This window comes from Streptococcus cameli (genome assembly GCF_053207365.1).
In genome coordinates this window covers 140,859-156,269 of record NZ_JBRUIM010000004.1, presented here as the reverse complement: position 1 = coordinate 156,269, position 15,411 = coordinate 140,859, and the positions used below count along the sequence as shown (strand labels likewise).

Annotated in this window: 25 protein-coding genes; all 25 read right to left on the bottom strand. The window is 41.0% G+C overall.

Going from position 1 to position 15,411, the window contains the following annotated elements:
- Positions 1 to 22: 22 nt before the first annotated feature.
- The 25 genes from ACVR1I_RS08705 to ACVR1I_RS08585 all read right to left on the bottom strand — a co-directional run bounded on the left by ACVR1I_RS08705 (position 23) and on the right by ACVR1I_RS08585 (position 15,283).
- A complete protein-coding gene (locus ACVR1I_RS08705; RefSeq protein ID WP_447443630.1) occupies positions 23 to 304 on the bottom strand; it encodes a hypothetical protein in 282 nt (93 codons plus the stop codon).
- A complete protein-coding gene (locus tag ACVR1I_RS08700; RefSeq protein ID WP_447443629.1) occupies positions 301 to 1,950 on the bottom strand; it encodes a phage minor capsid protein in 1,650 nt (549 codons plus the stop codon). Before ACVR1I_RS08700 ends, ACVR1I_RS08705 begins: the two co-directional genes overlap by 4 nt.
- A 4-nt stretch (positions 1,951 to 1,954) precedes the next feature.
- On the bottom strand, positions 1,955 to 3,466 hold the full coding sequence (locus ACVR1I_RS08695) for a phage portal protein (protein WP_447443628.1): 1,512 nt from the start codon (positions 3,464 to 3,466) through the stop codon (positions 1,955 to 1,957).
- Between the two features lie 11 nt (positions 3,467 to 3,477).
- Complete coding sequence (locus ACVR1I_RS08690; RefSeq protein ID WP_447443627.1) at positions 3,478 to 4,776, bottom strand: PBSX family phage terminase large subunit; 1,299 nt, start codon at positions 4,774 to 4,776, stop codon at positions 3,478 to 3,480.
- Positions 4,745 to 5,476: a phage terminase small subunit gene (terS, locus tag ACVR1I_RS08685; protein WP_447443626.1), complete on the bottom strand. Its 732-nt coding sequence runs from the start codon at positions 5,474 to 5,476 to the stop codon at positions 4,745 to 4,747. Before terS ends, ACVR1I_RS08690 begins: the two co-directional genes overlap by 32 nt.
- Positions 5,477 to 5,603: 127 nt before the next feature.
- Positions 5,604 to 6,038: a DUF1492 domain-containing protein gene (locus ACVR1I_RS08680; protein ID WP_447443625.1), complete on the bottom strand. Its 435-nt coding sequence runs from the start codon at positions 6,036 to 6,038 to the stop codon at positions 5,604 to 5,606.
- 228 nt (positions 6,039 to 6,266) lie between these two features.
- Positions 6,267 to 6,533 (bottom strand): DUF1372 family protein, encoded by a 267-nt coding sequence (locus tag ACVR1I_RS08675; RefSeq protein ID WP_447443657.1) that lies wholly within the window; start codon positions 6,531 to 6,533, stop codon positions 6,267 to 6,269.
- Positions 6,534 to 6,595: 62 nt separating this feature from the next.
- Complete coding sequence (locus ACVR1I_RS08670; protein WP_447443624.1) at positions 6,596 to 6,796, bottom strand: hypothetical protein; 201 nt, start codon at positions 6,794 to 6,796, stop codon at positions 6,596 to 6,598.
- Complete coding sequence (locus tag ACVR1I_RS08665; protein WP_447443623.1) at positions 6,793 to 6,945, bottom strand: DUF7204 family protein; 153 nt, start codon at positions 6,943 to 6,945, stop codon at positions 6,793 to 6,795. Before ACVR1I_RS08665 ends, ACVR1I_RS08670 begins: the two co-directional genes overlap by 4 nt.
- Positions 6,946 to 6,947: 2 nt before the next feature.
- Positions 6,948 to 7,079 carry a hypothetical protein gene (locus ACVR1I_RS08660; RefSeq protein ID WP_447443622.1) on the bottom strand — a complete coding sequence of 44 codons (132 nt, stop codon included), beginning with the start codon at positions 7,077 to 7,079 and terminating at the stop codon, positions 6,948 to 6,950.
- Between the two features lie 363 nt (positions 7,080 to 7,442).
- Complete coding sequence (locus tag ACVR1I_RS08655; protein WP_447443621.1) at positions 7,443 to 8,837, bottom strand: VapE domain-containing protein; 1,395 nt, start codon at positions 8,835 to 8,837, stop codon at positions 7,443 to 7,445.
- Complete coding sequence (locus tag ACVR1I_RS08650; RefSeq protein ID WP_447443620.1) at positions 8,821 to 9,648, bottom strand: bifunctional DNA primase/polymerase; 828 nt, start codon at positions 9,646 to 9,648, stop codon at positions 8,821 to 8,823. Before ACVR1I_RS08650 ends, ACVR1I_RS08655 begins: the two co-directional genes overlap by 17 nt.
- 11 nt (positions 9,649 to 9,659) lie before the next feature.
- Complete coding sequence (gene ssb, locus ACVR1I_RS08645) at positions 9,660 to 10,046, bottom strand: single-stranded DNA-binding protein (protein WP_447443619.1); 387 nt, start codon at positions 10,044 to 10,046, stop codon at positions 9,660 to 9,662.
- Complete coding sequence (locus ACVR1I_RS08640) at positions 10,039 to 10,233, bottom strand: hypothetical protein (RefSeq protein WP_447443618.1); 195 nt, start codon at positions 10,231 to 10,233, stop codon at positions 10,039 to 10,041. The genes ssb and ACVR1I_RS08640 overlap by 8 nt, the downstream gene beginning before the upstream one ends.
- Entirely contained in the window at positions 10,234 to 10,944 is a 711-nt protein-coding gene (locus tag ACVR1I_RS08635; protein WP_447443617.1) for an ERF family protein, read from the bottom strand.
- A 3-nt stretch (positions 10,945 to 10,947) separates the two neighbouring features.
- Complete coding sequence (locus ACVR1I_RS08630; protein WP_447443616.1) at positions 10,948 to 11,277, bottom strand: hypothetical protein; 330 nt, start codon at positions 11,275 to 11,277, stop codon at positions 10,948 to 10,950.
- Positions 11,278 to 11,288: 11 nt separating this feature from the next.
- Positions 11,289 to 12,464, bottom strand: coding sequence for a DEAD/DEAH box helicase family protein (locus ACVR1I_RS08625; protein WP_447443615.1), 1,176 nt, complete (start codon positions 12,462 to 12,464; stop codon positions 11,289 to 11,291).
- Positions 12,433 to 12,897 (bottom strand): hypothetical protein, encoded by a 465-nt coding sequence (locus ACVR1I_RS08620; protein ID WP_447443614.1) that lies wholly within the window; start codon positions 12,895 to 12,897, stop codon positions 12,433 to 12,435. The genes ACVR1I_RS08625 and ACVR1I_RS08620 overlap by 32 nt, the downstream gene beginning before the upstream one ends.
- Entirely contained in the window at positions 12,894 to 13,376 is a 483-nt protein-coding gene (locus ACVR1I_RS08615) for a siphovirus Gp157 family protein (RefSeq protein ID WP_447443613.1), read from the bottom strand. The genes ACVR1I_RS08620 and ACVR1I_RS08615 overlap by 4 nt, the downstream gene beginning before the upstream one ends.
- Positions 13,369 to 14,130, bottom strand: a complete 762-nt coding sequence (locus ACVR1I_RS08610) for an HNH endonuclease signature motif containing protein (protein ID WP_447443612.1) — start codon at positions 14,128 to 14,130, stop codon at positions 13,369 to 13,371. Before ACVR1I_RS08610 ends, ACVR1I_RS08615 begins: the two co-directional genes overlap by 8 nt.
- On the bottom strand, positions 14,102 to 14,332 hold the full coding sequence (locus ACVR1I_RS08605) for a hypothetical protein (protein ID WP_160543928.1): 231 nt from the start codon (positions 14,330 to 14,332) through the stop codon (positions 14,102 to 14,104). The genes ACVR1I_RS08610 and ACVR1I_RS08605 overlap by 29 nt, the downstream gene beginning before the upstream one ends.
- Before the next feature lie 44 nt (positions 14,333 to 14,376).
- Positions 14,377 to 14,547, bottom strand: coding sequence for a hypothetical protein (locus tag ACVR1I_RS08600; RefSeq protein WP_447443611.1), 171 nt, complete (start codon positions 14,545 to 14,547; stop codon positions 14,377 to 14,379).
- A complete protein-coding gene (locus tag ACVR1I_RS08595; RefSeq protein WP_447443610.1) occupies positions 14,544 to 14,675 on the bottom strand; it encodes a hypothetical protein in 132 nt (43 codons plus the stop codon). Before ACVR1I_RS08595 ends, ACVR1I_RS08600 begins: the two co-directional genes overlap by 4 nt.
- A 1-nt stretch (position 14,676) precedes the next feature.
- The gene (locus ACVR1I_RS08590; protein WP_447443609.1) at positions 14,677 to 14,988 is read right to left on the bottom strand and encodes an excisionase; all 312 of its coding nucleotides are present in this window, start codon (positions 14,986 to 14,988) and stop codon (positions 14,677 to 14,679) included.
- Between the two features lie 79 nt (positions 14,989 to 15,067).
- Positions 15,068 to 15,283, bottom strand: a complete 216-nt coding sequence (locus ACVR1I_RS08585) for a transcriptional regulator (RefSeq protein WP_447443608.1) — start codon at positions 15,281 to 15,283, stop codon at positions 15,068 to 15,070.
- Between the last annotated feature and the right edge of the window lie 128 nt (positions 15,284 to 15,411).

The window sequence follows — 15,411 nt, the reverse complement described above, 5'->3', positions numbered from 1 at the left end:
TAAGAAAAGCGCCTAGGTTTATCTAAGCGCTAAGTTTTACTAATTGCTTTGCCTTTTCGTAGTAAGGCGTTAGGAAGTTGATAAATCCTTGCTTATCACTTGGGTCATGTTCCTCTAGGAACATCATCAATTCAACATCATTGAGAGCGTCAAACATTTCAGGATTTTCATTATCCCAAGCCTCAGCAAACTCCTCATCTTCTCCAAAAAGAGCATTAAACTTAAAGGAAAAATCCCAAAAATTATCAATCTGACCACTGACTGCTTGATTGAGCATGTCTAATACTTGCTGACTGTATTTCATAATGGCTTAAATCCTTTCAGTTTTTTACGTTTCATCATAGTCACTACAATATCTGTATCAGGTTCAGTGATGTAAAGAATGCCGTTGTAGTATCTAGCAAGCCTACCATTCTGTTCTGATACATAGTTAGGAGATAGAGAAAAGGCTGTTTTAACAGTTTCATAGTTATAGGTAAATGTACCATCATTTCGCCTCATACGCTCTATATAGCGTGCTATCGCATGATCTCCAAACACTATACCATCATTTTTGAAATTAAAGTAAGCCTCCACCGCCTGCTGTTTCTGTTTATCAGACAGTTTCTCGTGAATATCTCCCTTGAAATAATTGACAATCCTATTATCATACCTCAAAGACTCTTTTTCAGAGTGGTTCAGAGCTTGGAAATCACTATAAGACTTGGGTGCTTTATTTCCCAAATTTTGTAGTATTTCAGAATACTCTTTTTTAGAGCGTTTGTCAATAGATTTGTATAATTTTTTAACCGTATCATCATTGTAGTAGTATTTCTCCCTAGCATAATCACGGTGTAGGAATGGGTGCTGTCTGAGGTAGTCTCTCATAGCTCCCTGTTGTATCCTTACCTTGTTCTTATACTTGTCTATCAGCTCCGTGTCGCCTAGTTTCTCGGCAACGTGGAGAAATTCCTTAGATTGTCTGATAGAACGCTCTAGAGCTCTCTGTTTAGCCTGTACGTTGGCATTTTCAATAGCTTGCTCAGGCGTTAGGTCTTTCAGCTCATCAGGCAAATCAGGCTTATAGTTAGCACCAACCACAAAGGGAGTAATTTCATGGGTGCAGTTAATACCCAAACACCCCCCAGCAGTTCCGTAGCCATAATCTGACAAGGAAAGGATACGCTCTCCTTTTTCGGTCCTGGCAATTCCAGTAGTAACTACCTGATGTTGCAAAGGGGCACACATTTCACGGGCTGTGGACTTCTTGGAATAGTAAAAGGTATCTATCCCCAACTCCTCAGCTGGTGCCATTCTGACCTCACGATAAACACGCCAAGCTGTAGACTTGATGACCTGCCTAGCATAAGTGTCAGCTTTCCAGTGCTTACCTTGGCTATCTGTAAAGCCATAAAAGCCCTTTTTAGCCCACTTCATGACAGTATCTGAAATAGCCTTGTCTGATGTTGCAAGACCAGTGACAACCTTTGCTGTAGCCTCCTCAATAATGGATTGATAAGCTCCTATAACGCTCTTTGGTAGCGTAGTATTGATAAGGTTGTTAATGTCGTTCATAGTTTGATTGACATAGGCTGCAAGACTATTCTGAATGAGAGAGTTACTAACAAAGCCGCCACTACCAGTAGCCTCTAAAAGCCGTTGTTTGGTGTCCTTGTAGATTTGGTAGCCCTCGTTTTGGATAACATGCCTAAGCTGTTCCTCAGCAATCCCTGAACGGGCAGAGATTAGCTTGAGATTATCCTCATTGAGTAGCCCCATCTCATTCATTTTCTCCAGTTGCCAAATATAGGGGTTATCATCAAGGCTGGCAGAGCCACGCTCTTTGATATGATCTATAACTTGGTCAAACAAGTCAAGGGTGAGCTGATGATAGATGTCTGCAACCTGACTAGCGTCAAGCATAAGCTGCTCATCATTTAGCTTGATTGGTTTCTTCTTGTCATCAGCCATCTAATTACTCTCCATATACTCCCACATCATCAGGACTGCGCTCTCCGCTTGCCTCGTCAATGGCATTACCGCTGATTTCAGCTTTAATTTCCTTGGCTTTCTCAGGAGTTACGTTGAGAACTTTCTCAATGGCCATGACATCTGTACCAAAGCCAGCATTTACAACCTTAATCCAGTAGTCAAGCTCAGCGTTACGGTCTGTAAAGACACCATCATCAAGGTTAATGCTGATAGCGTCCATGTCTGGGATATTCCCCTTGTAGAGCTTATAGGCTTTACCAAGCTCTAACATGGAGATAATCAGCTCTTTCAGAGACTGCTCAACAAGACTGACAATGCTATTCCGCATTTGGTAAGTGTCAGAGTTCTCAGAGACAATCTCTGTTGCTGTCTTCATGCTCTTACCATCAAAGCTAAACATTCCAGCTGAAACGCCTATCTGCATTTCAAAGAGCGCCAGCCCCTCATTGATAGCCTTGATATAGTCATCAGAACGGATAGGGGTTGTAAGGTCTGTAATGCCTATCCCCTTGTCCATATCTCCTGAATCAAATTGCTCATAGACATTTTGGCCAGTCTCAAACTCACGCTTAACCGTGACCTTGTCTCCATCCTGATTGTATTCAGTCTTAATCATCTGGGTAGGAACTGCTACCCTGCGCTGTCCCATTTTGACCTCCCACATAAACTCATCATAGGTGGTATTTAGGAAGTCAATAGTAGTCTTAGCATTATCAAAGATTGATAACCCAAGAGGACTGTTGATGTCCTTGTTATTCATTCCTGGGGTCTTCAAGTAGGTAAACAAAGGGCGAGTTAAGCCATTAAGTTCTGCCACTTCCTCTAAATCCTCATAGATCTCTGACAAAGGCACCCTAGCTCCTACAATGTTCTGATTATCAGACTTGTAGAGTTCATTGGTGATAGTGTACTTATCATCTTTGTTCCATTCATGGAGTTCAATAAGCGTGTAGTATTTTTGTTTATTGCCCTCTGATTTGATGGTTTTAGTGATGATAGCGGCGCTAGAAATATCTTGAGTATTAGACTGTAAGGGCAAAAAGACAGGAGCTTGAACAAAAGAGACCCTTACCTTATCCTTATCAACGTATGGTCTCATGGCCAAACCACCAAGGGCAAGGCAACTCTCCAAATAGCGTTCAAAATTTTTGATAAACCTGTCATTTTGCAGTTGTTGCTGAATGAACTCATTAGCGCTCTCATCATCAATCTTGATTTCTGCTTGTTCATTGAATACCAGGCTTGCAATTTTCTTAGAGGCGGTCCTGCCAATAGGCAGATGGTTAAAATCTCGCTTTTGTTTAGTTCCGTTACTGTCTTTGTACTCAATCTGTGGATAACGCCCTGCAAAGTACTTGAGGTTTTCCCTGATACGGTCATACTCTCTACTAGACACCGCTATTTTAGGGTGGTCAGTAATGTTTGTTAAGTTTTGTGTTGTCATCACATACTTACTCCTTGTAAAGAAATTCTTGATAGTTTGTACTATTCCCATTGTTAGCTCCTTTAGGCTTTCAAATCTAGCTCCCTTGCATTGTCCAGGACAAAGTACTTGAACTCATCCACCGTATGATCATCTTCTTTGATAACTTTGGGATCATCAGTGTTAAGTGTTTTGTCATCATAGCGATACATCTTATGCTCCTCAACAAAAACCTTGTTAGCTGGGATGTCAATGTAGTAAAAACGTCCCTCTGCAAGTAAGCTGATAACCATGTCTATCATGGTCTGATTTTTCTTCTTGGCCACTGGGTGCCAGCGTTCACCATAGTCCTTAAAGTATTGATTTCTCAAAGCACCCTCAGCACTATCAATAGTCATCTTGAGCTTTGGCACTCTGTACTGTTTCATGACCTTGTCTATAAAGTCATGTATCATCACAGATAGCTCACTTGGTGCTTTTTTAATCGTCTTGCCAGCTGGTGAGTAGTAGAACGTGTCCAGCAAGATAACATTACCCTTAGCAGTAAGCCCATAAGCCCCACAGGCTGTAGCTGACTGCTGGTGTCCAGTATCTAGGGCAAATGATATACCTATCAGCTTGTCATCATCAGGCAGGCTGTCTAGTGGCTTAAAATAGTTCATGTTGTAGACATGATTACCAAGCCCTATGACCTCGCCTAGGTACATCCAGCGATAATAGTCAGGGTCAGTTTCCTTGTACCGTTCTATCTTTTCTTTCATCTGCCTAGACAAAAAACCTAGCTTGTCATCAAGATAGGTGCTGTGATGTATCAGATAAGTAGGGTCACTAGCTTTCTCAGCTACCCACTCATTTATCCAGTCATAGGGGTTGCGTGGTGGGTTGTATGTGAAATAAACCTTGACCTGTTTGCCATTTGGCAATTCTTGACGGATAAAGGTATCCTCAACTATATCAATGTCCTCACGCCCTGCAAACTCTGCCAATTCCTCAAACCACACAGACATAACATAGCCCTTGGCTATCTTCTGTGATTTTAGTTTCATTGGGTCATCAACACCGTAGAAGTAAAAGGCTGTTCCTGTCTTCTTGTGAGTGATCTGCAGAGGTGACTTACCAAACTTGAACTGATTGGCCAGTCCCATCTCATAGATGGCCCACCGTATCTGTTCATAGACAGACATTCTCAGGTATTTACCGACTTTCCGCAAGACTACCACATTACCCAAAGGATCACTGATAAAGTCATTGACTAGGTCAATAGATACCACAGAGGACTTAGTAGAGGCACGGCCGCCCTTTAACACCACATGGCTCTTGAGCGTGTATAGCACTTCATCAAATACTGGGTTAATCAACTTTGCTAGGTTCAGTATCGCCATTGTACTCACTCCTATCAAATGTAAATCCAGTAATGACTGTATCATCTTCATCATCAGAGCCAAGCTGTGCTTTGAGGTTATCGATCCTCAAGCGCTGCTCCTCTGTGACAAGCGGAGAGCGTGTCAACTCATCATAGGTCTTAATCATGCCTTTAAGCTCTGACTGCGCCCTTGCAATTGCAGCTAGTGCTTTCCCTTGCTTGTCCCATGCCGTATGGTGTTCATAACCTGTACCAGCTTTCCCTGTGCTAGTAACAAAGGTATCACTATCTTCTACATCTTGAACAAATAAAATACGCTGAGCGTGCAGTAAATTAGCATAGGTCAGCGTGATATTTTCCCAGAGTATATCTATAGGCTGTTTTTCTGACAGTTCTTGAGCTATCTCATAAACCTCTTGCGGGAGATACTTAGCAAACAATCCATGTTTGAGGGCGTTAGTGTTGCCTTTAGGTGCTCCATGTCCTAGAGCGTTCTTACTCCCCTTAGGAGCGCCCCTTGGCTTTTTGGAACGTTCCGTATTTCTCTTTTGGAACGTTCCTTTTATTTTAGGTTCCCATTTGTCTTTACTTTTCCAACCTCGGACAGTGCCAGCTGAAACACCCAAACGCTCAGCAATCTCAATCAGTTCAATGTTCCCATTGTGTTCTGAATAGATTTCAAATGCTTTGTCTCGGTTGGGGTCTCTTGCTCTACCCAAGCCTAAACCTCCTGCTGTTTATTTGTTTTGAAAATCAAAAAAGGCAAGACACTTTGTAGGTGCCTTACCCTTATTTCTTGATACTACCATTCTAGCAGATTTTTAGAACCGTGCATTTCAACTTAGTTCACTTTAGTTCACTTTTGTCAATTACAGCACCTAGTTCACGAATTGCGTCGTTCTTTTTCTTGTAAAAAGTCGTTTTGCTACATTGCAAGAAGTCAATTATATCGTAAACGCTAGCTTTTTGAATATATACCATTCTAAGAATCGTTCTACTGGTTGGTTTTGGCAGTTTATCAATAAGTCTACTCAGCTCTATTCTACGTCTAATAACTTCTTCAGTAGCTTCTTTCATATATTCTTTTAACACATCCTGCATGCTAAAGATATCAATGTACCTTTCGTCCAGTTGAACACGCTGACCACCTTGAACTTTATTCACGTTCATTTTAGGGCTAGAAAGTAAACTAGCTTCATGATTAGCAAGTTCATCAATTCGATTCTGTATCTCTTCATCTAAATTTTGTAGTTCATCAAGCAATTCCTTAGCCTTATTCACTCTCCGTCTCCTTTGTGGTATAATAATCTTGTGTTAATTATTGCTGAGGCAGAGAGTGCCTTGGCTTTTTTTGTTATTTTGAGGCACCACTTAAACATCGTGCGATTATTCTTAAACATTCAATTAAATCATGTGCCATAACTTTGAAAGGATTTTTTCTTATTTCATATCGCCTGAGATTTCTTTTTGCGTTGGCGATAGCTCGTTTCCTGGCTTTATTCAGGCTCATCAATTCGCCCTCCCCTTAAGATAATCAGGTATCTCATCCCCAACCTTAATAGCCTCGTACTGCTCCTTGGTCACCAAGAATTTTCCATAAGCCTCAGCTGTCACCGTGTAGCGACCGTCTATGATCTCCTTGTCGGTAATCTTACCAACCATGAGACCGCCTGCATTGTCGACGACGTGGATAATCGGGCGTTGCAGCTCTTGGTATGCTTGCCTATATCCCAAAGCATAGGTAAGGCATATCATAATAATTGCACCGAAGACCATGAGGTAGTAACCCCAATAGTCTAAGATATAATCTCTAATATCTTCTAGTAAATCAGTCATTATCAGTCCTCTTCGTAAATAATCAAAGCACTGTAATCAATTTCTGAACCACTGCCATAGTTTGTTGCAGCCATTGCTAGACTTGATGAATATTTTATATCAATAACTTTCTTGTTCCTGATGAAGTCATTTATTTGAGTATCAAGAGCCGTTGCTTTATTGATTGATTCTCTACCATTGCAAAAAATATGTTTAACTTTCATTCCACCACCTCCATTTCAACCTTATAGAGTCTTTGCCCCCTGTATTTCCGTTCCAGGTCCGCTTTGCATTTAGCTGCACCCCCCTCTTTTTCAAAGCGGTAAGTTGCATCTAGCATATTGTCAAAATAGACATTTACTACCCAATACATATTTACTCCTTCTCTGCTGCATTTTTAATATCTTTAATAATATACCCTGCAGTCTTGTGACTGATTTTAGGGTAATATTTTTGGAAAATTTCTTCTAATGCTTCTATAGAAATTTCAATTTTTTCAACTTGCATATTTTCTCCTTTTTATTCATTTTTTTGCATATTTTATAAACTGTAACACCGTAACATCACTTTTCCAACAAATATAATTATAAAATATAAAAATGCTGTTATATCAACGTTTATAGCACTTGCTATTTTTACTTATTAAATATTTTATATAAATGATGTTACCTAGATATAAAACAGCCCAAAAAACCAGTCATATCAGCAGTTTAGGGGCGTAACATCACTTTTTTAGATTTTTCCTAAAAAAACAGACTCAAACTATTGATAAATAAGGCTTTTTTAGGTGTAACATCATTGATGTTACGTTGATGTTACGTGATGTTACATTTGAAGAAAACGTAACATCATTTTATATAAAACGTAACATCAAACTTCCTGCATATTTTTTCTAAAATAACCTCTTGTTGGCTTACCATTGATTCGTTTTAACTTGTACTCCCAATCCTGGTTATTGTCCATGATCAACTTAATTTTCCGGGCCAATTTATCACCCTTCGCCACATCGATGTCAAAGACATTTTTTAGAATCTGCTTGGCTGATACGCTTGATTGAAGTTTGACGCCCTCGTAAACAAACCCAGCCTCATTTCGATACTTGCCGTTGTTAAAATAATGCCAAGTATATTGATGTTGCTGCACAACCGAAAACTCCTCCCATTCTTCAGGAACTAGCATATCAAGATAGTCATATACCTGCGACTCTGCTTCGTCTTTGTAAGTAAAGCGCTCTTTGTAAACTGCCAGCTCATCCTCGAAATCGTCATCAAAAGTAAGCGTAAAACCTTTTTTGTAGATGGCGACCGCTTCACCCCAAAGTTGAGTCACATCATTGTTCGTCATGTCAAATGGTTTAACAAACTGCCTGCTTGCATCAACTAGAATAGGGAGAAAGCGCCGCTCACCGGTTTTGTCTCCCAGGTACTCGACCTTATTACTGGTCCTTGCAATGACAAAGTTTTTAGGGAATTTCTCTGCACGTCGGCCATAGGATCTACGGAATGAAAGTTCCGTCTTCGTCACAAAGGCCTTGAGTTCGTCAAAAGTAGTCTTCCTAGATGCCACCATCTCATCATCATTGACGATGAGTGATTTTAGCATGATTTCATAGTTGTCTTTATCCATGAAATCTTTTGCAGAATCTGTGTACCAGTCCCCTGCAATCTTTTGCAGGAAGGTGGTCTTACCTGCACCTTGGCCACCGACCAGGTCCAATGTATAGTCAAACTTAACCCAGGGATTGAACACCTTGGAAACCGCACCAACAAAAAACATGACTGCTATCTTTTGAACAAAGATGCTATCTTCTGCACCTAACCAAGTTTGAAAAACCTGGTTAAGCCGCTCTTTATGATCCCAGGATTCGTAGGCTGATTCCATGTACTCCTTGACGGGGTTGTAGGTCTTTTCCGCAAAAAACGCTTCTATACCATCTCTCAAAGCTCCTGCTTTAAAGACCGTTTTGAAATGATTTTCCAAGTATACGCTTAGATAAGACTCAAATGCCGATGGAAGTTGCCCTTTTCGGAGTTGGATTGCGTCCAGTTTGACATCTTCCACGATTTCATGCTCTCCAGTAAATTCGTTGTGCCGGAGAAAATCATTCAGCTTACTATCACTCTTCATTGCCAGCAACACATTTCTGGGACTGTCCGCCACAATTGAATCGATTTCAATCTGCTCGCCTTCTTCATTCAGGATCTTCTTTTTCCGACGTGAAAACTGTTTGATTGAAATATTTACGACATCACCTATTATGGCCACCCCCCCTCATGTGTTTTTTGATCATTGACTCAACTGTTCTCCTTAACTCTTTATTTCCAAGAGGTTCCATCGAATTATTGTTGGCCATTTCTGCTAGTGGTAGAATGCAGTTTGGATCAACTGCTCGACTCAACAACCCACCAACAAATTTTGCAAGAGTGTCATTACGACTACCCTCATCACCAAATCCTAGAACAATCATTTCCAGTATTTCAGTGGTCCGGTTTCGCTTGCCAGCACCTTTACTGATTTGGTAGTAAATATTGTCCAGGTCACTGCCACCATTCTTTTTGTTGTACTCCTTTTTGATAGCCATAACAAGTTGACGGCTGGCTGTGACCATAGTGCCACCCTCTTTAGATTTCTCCAAGTCCCATGAGTAAGACCCCTTCTGTGTCTTTGATGGTGCTACCAGTACATAGTTATTCGGATGTGCCTTTACATCGACACCAGGTAAAAAACCAATCATCTGCGTCATTGACACATCCGGATGCTTGAAGTAAAAGATATGCTTACCTCCGCTGGCTGTCTTAGCTTGTAAAGTAGGAGTTATTAAATCCAAATTCTCCCACTCGGCCAAGCTCTTATATCCGTTGTGCTTACCGTGCAGGTCAATATCAATGACAAAAAACTTGTCAGTTCTCACAGCTATGTTACTATCCGGATATTGATTCCAGTAATCTTCAATTTCCTGGGCAGTCATGGCCGGCTTATCTGCAAATTTTATGGCTGGTTGTTTTCCATTAGGCATAATGGGAATTACCGAAAAACCAGCCTTTTGATATTTGAGCGCGTATTCTTTCATCCCCATTTAGCACCTCCTTAAAATGGTAAGTCATCGTCAGAAATATCCATTGATTCTGACTGACTAGTATTGCCTTGTTGTTGGTTACGACTCTCCAGCATTTGGAAGTTTTCTGCCACAACTTCTGTCACATAGACCCGTTGACCATCTTGATTTTCATAATTCCGGGTCTGGATCCGACCGGTAACCCCAATAAGCGCTCCCTTTTTAGCCCAGTTAGCCAAGTTTTCAGCTGGCTGATTCCAAATCACACAGTTAATGAAATCAGCTTCCCGCTCCCCATTTTGGTTTTTACGGTTTCTGTTCACAGCTAGAGTAAAGGTCGCAACAGCAACATTGTTGGGGGTGTAACGAAGCTCTGCATCTCGGGTCATACGTCCGACAAGTACAACATTATTAATCATCATTTTCTCCTTTTTGAATTGTGATATTAAAATCCATGCCGTTCAACTCAATGGGTATGATCACACCGTTTTTTTGTTTATCACTAAATAGATCTAGTAAAGCTACTATAATCTCCTTCCCAATTTGTAACTGAGTTCCAACCATTGCTTCCTGGTTATTAATTTCAATTTCTTTTGTTTTCATCATCTAGTCAATTCCTTTCGTTTTCTTTGTATCTGCAATAAGCTTTTGGGCTTCTTCCAAGCGATCAGCTGGGATCTGTTCAATTTTTTCAACGCCCATCTTGCCAATGAACCATGTTCCGATCGTAACAACTGGACCTCCCGTTGCTTCCGCTATATTTTTGATGTCTGTCCGCAAAGCCTTAGCTTGGGCACTTGTGATGGTTTTGGATCCATTACTTTTTGCAGGTGCTTTGGACGTTTTTTCTGGTTGACTAGCTTGTTTTTTAGCTGAATTTTGCTGTTTACTTGAACTCTGATTATTCTGATTGTGATAAGCGTCTGTATCGGCATCCTTGTTGTCGTCGATCATAAATAATCCATTCAAGGCATACTTGCGGGCATAACTGGATGCAGCACCAGTGACCTGGCTCCCATCCATCCCCTTTTTGTTTTCATCTTCCCGAGCATAGGCCTTGGTTCCGATTACATCACCCATAGCATAGAGAGTCGCCGTGGCCTCGACATAATAACGATCTCCAATTTGGACGATTTCATCTTGCAAAATTAGAGTGGCATCATGCTCTTGTAAAATTGGTTTCAGTGCCTCCAAAATATCCTCTGCGCTACGGTAAGCATATTTACCAAAAGAATTATATTGTCCCTTCGGCGCAACTAATTTCCCTTGGATACTTTGTAGCACCACAAAGATTGGAGATTGTGTTTTATTTGCCATAGATTACCCTCGCTTCATAATCGATGCAAGAATGTCTACAATTTCCGGACCTTTAGGACAAGTCGGCGTAATTTCAGGAGCGTATGCACCGTTTGGATAAGTCAATGTATAGTCGGCTTGCACTCGTACAATTTCTGCCTCAGACATTTTAGCCAACATTTTTACATCAGCTTTGTTTTGGAGATAAGCTGTGTAAGGGATGACCTTGGCAAATCTGATGTCATCGACAAAAGTACAATTAAGTCTTAAATACTCATCTCTTGTCTCGATCTTTTGCAGGAAGTGTCCCCGCTGGCGGTCACGCAATACGATAAAGTCTTCAGTAAGTTTCATGTTTATTCTCCTTAGAAATAAAATTCAATAACACGCACGTCATGTTGTTGACGGCTGCCTGTTATTCGCCATAATAATTGGCGGTAATCGTCATAGTCCCCTTCAGATGGACTGACTGGATCTAGTACTACAATCGTTTTAAAGCGATGCTGCAATCCATCCACACCCACACCCAAAACCTGGCTAGTAGCCACAATGTTGGTCTGTTCCAGGGAGTCTTTCTTGTCCCCGGTCCATATCCCAATTTCTGGATGTCGTTCACGGATGACCTCTACAATCTGCTTTGATTTGCTGACTATCAACATTTCTGTATGATTGGCCAGTAATAAGTCAAGCTGGAGCAGCATAGGCGTATCCGCATTGACTGCTTTCAATTTTGGGAAATCAACTTCAAAGCCTGTCTGGATAAGATACCTCTCAAAAGTCTTACGGCCAAAAGTTTGTTTAGCCATGGCAAATTTGCCATCTTTCCCGACTATATTTAGATTTCTAAATTGTTCCAGTTCTTTCTGATTGGCAGGTAGACACCAGACTGGCTCAAAGATGACTTCAAATCCGTTATTTTCCTCTGCCTCTTCGATAGTTTCAACGTCTTCCCATCTGAAAAAGTTAGGTAAGTTGGCCACATAGCTTTCATAATCTTTGAAATCATCCCATTCCTGTTTAGAGTAACTGAATTTGGAATATTTCATTTTCCCATGGGCAAGTTGCCAATTCTCTTTTTGGTTCGGCTCAGCCATGCCAAAGATTGTCTTTTCCAACGGATAGAAATTTTGCCCTTTCTTCCTGATAGGCGTTGCAGAAAGTCCTACTGTATAGCCACGTTTGACCTTCTTATATGCTTTCACGTTGGCATCGCTTGACATATTCTGCCACTCATCGATGACAAATACATCGCACTTGATGGATTCACCACTTGCTAATCGGTTCTGCAATCTGCGGTCCGTCATGATTTCTAACTCAAAATCATTACTATAGCCTAGATTCTGATGAGTGTTGTTCCAACCATTCAGGATAGCTAATCGGTTATTGATAACCAGAACTTTCTTAGCTCCCTTATGCTTTGCGATTTCAAATGCACAGATGGTTTTTCCACGTCCCCCGTACGCCTCAAGGAAGATACCAGGGCAGTTACGGTCACTTCGTTTAACAGCTTCAGCTTGCCATTTGCGTAATTCGATTGCCAATGTCCACAATCACCTCCTCGATATCATTCCTTTGAGCCCAGAACAACCCTAACCGTGCTGCAGCCCTTACGTCGTTGTGATGGCTCTTTTCAAAGGACCATAATCCCAATGCCTTTAGTAGGTCATTTGGTATATCGGTTTGATAACCTGCATTCCGCTGCAGGACTAAATCCGGATAGCATAACTCAATTGCTACAATAGTTTCCACAACTGAGTTATCCCTGGAGTAATCGTTGTCCCTAACTTCGTATTTCTCAACCACTACTGTGTCAAATTCAAGAGTCCGACCAACTTCTTTAAACCAGGTCTTGAAATTTTTGGCACCGAATGGAACAACCCAATAATCAACCAATCCCGCATTATCCAGCAGCACAATTCCGGTTGTACTGGTTTCGATTCTATTACTAGATGGATCAATTGCGAGAATTCTCATTTGATCACCAGTTTCTTGGTTCGTATGAGCTCCGCACCCTTAATTACTTTGCCAGACTTCAAAAGCTCTTTGAGTGTTGTTTTGTCCGGTTTGAGCTCCACCTTCTTAGCAAAATATTTCTTAGGCAAGAGGTCCTCATTGACTTGAACAGACTCTGGATTGTTGGCCACCTTAATCGATAGAGAGCCCCCACGGACTTCTAAAGTGTCCGTTAAAATCATTGCATCCATGATATTGGACTTGATATGGTCCAACTTTTTCTGCGCAGCCTGCTTCTTAGCTTTGAAGTTAGCTTCCTCTTGTTTGAACATGGCCACGTCGGCTTCCAGGTTCTTGATAACATGCGCATACCCTTCAGCTTTAGCCTCAAAGTTTTCTTGCCAATCGATAGACTCCAGCGTTCCTTCCTTGGTTTCGTCATCGATGTCCATTTCGTAAATCTGTAAATACAGACCTGTCAACTCATATAAACTAGCCATTTTTTTCTACCTCTCTAATTCTGTTTGTTAGTTTTGTCAATCCGATTCCTGACTTAGTAAGCTCAGGGTCAGATGTAAATAAATGATTTTGGTTCATCCTAGCTACTTCATTTTTACTCAAGCAAGCCAAGTTTGAAATATCCCAGTTGGTCTTATCCCTGTCTAAAAACACGACACTGTAACCTTTTGGGATAGGTCCATTGTGCTTTTCCCATTCTGCTCTGTGGCAATATTCCCAGGTACTAGGCTCTGCTATCTTCCGCTTTGGAAAGCCGTCAGTAGTGTATCTGATAGTTCCTACAGGGACCCAGTTAGGAGGTCTATTCCTTTTTTTGAACTGCCCGCTATTCGTCATACCAGGATACTTCTTACCCTTATTAGCAGGGGTATGACCCTTTGGAAAGTGGCCTGTCAAACCGCTATTTAGCTTATGATTGTTTCGATAGGCCTTTACCTGACTAGCAGTCAAGGACAGCCCAAACTGATCGTTCAGCAAATCCGTTAATTCTTTTGCTGTTTTACCAAGATGATGCTCGACCAAGTAGTTATGCTGTTCCTTTGTCAACAGGAATCCATGTCGCACCTTGCCCACAGGCAGTCCTAACCTTTTGCGGACACCACCAATTTGTTCTTTTGTATAGCTGGTCCCAAATTTCTCATTCAGCAACATTGTGACTTCTGGTGTCGGCCTTCCTGACGCAATCTTTTTCAGATAGGCCGTGTATTCATTCTTCCAATAGAGCGATCGGGGCATATTTATTTCCTACCTCCTCTCTAAATTTTTCAGCTTCCAACGCGAGCTGTCCTGCTTGGAGAATTTGATTCGATATCGATACCATTTGCTTCGAACGGTTAAGTTCTAATTTCAACTCCTCGTCTGTCAAGTCACGATCATCAAGCGTCTCGAGCTGGGCAAAAAGTGTATTGGTTAAATCTGACAATTTATTTCTTACCACTTTCCATCCCCCTCAATTGATTACAATTATTACGACCCATTTCTTCATTGAAGGCCTGCTTTCTTACGTTCCTCTTTTAGAAAGTCGTACGCTGCTTGTTGTCTGTAAGAATACGAATTGTATTTTTTTACCAATTTAAAACCATAGATGATTGCTGCAAGAGCGACTGCCGTCATTAGAATAAAACCAATAATTAAAATTTGTGTTAGTGTCATGCCATCACCCCTGACTTGATATATTTCAACTTCCATGCTAGGTCCCACATAGAGTACCCCTGCAATTCGTCTGCTGTCTGTCCAGTGTAAGAAATGATCTCTTCAATGATGTTCATTTTTCCAATCATGTTAGGCTCCTATTCTTTCTTCAAACTTGATATTCTCCAGCATTTCAGCCAGAGTTTCTTTTTTGGTCCTGTATCGATTACGGCTTTTCCACTTTACATACAGACCAAATCCAACGTAGTCAATAAATACAATCCGGTGTGTTGGGTTTAAAACATACTGTTTAAAATCAGGATGTTCTCTCATTTCAGTGGCCCATACTTTTGCGGTTGCCTTAGTCAAACCTTCCCAACGTTGCATTAAGTGTTCGTAATCGCCATGAGTGGCTTCTTCGTTAATGCCAACTGGCCTATATGTTATTTCTGCTTTTGGCATAGATTTTTCCTCCAGTCTATGCTATAATCTAAGTAAGTATTTTTAGCAAGCCATCTGTTCCCGCAGTGGCTTTTTTTGTTTATGCACCTTCGAATTCTTCCCAAGGCTCTCGGATGCCCAATAGTTTTGAAACTCTAATCTTGAGATCAGCACTGCCTTTCCCAGTTTTAAGTAAATCTGTAATCGTCCCTTGGCTACGAAGGCCAACAGCTTGTGCTAGATCAGCCTTATTCCAATCTTTTTCCTTGAGTCGTTGCTCTACCAGGGCGACCCATTTTTGATGTTGTTGGCTCATTTATAACCTCCTTTCGCTTTCTTTAAAGTAGTAAAGCGAATTTTTTTGCGAAGTTTTTATATTTTTCTCTTGACTGATTGTAGAGAATACGCTACAATCAATGTATAAGAAAAACATCAACAAAAATA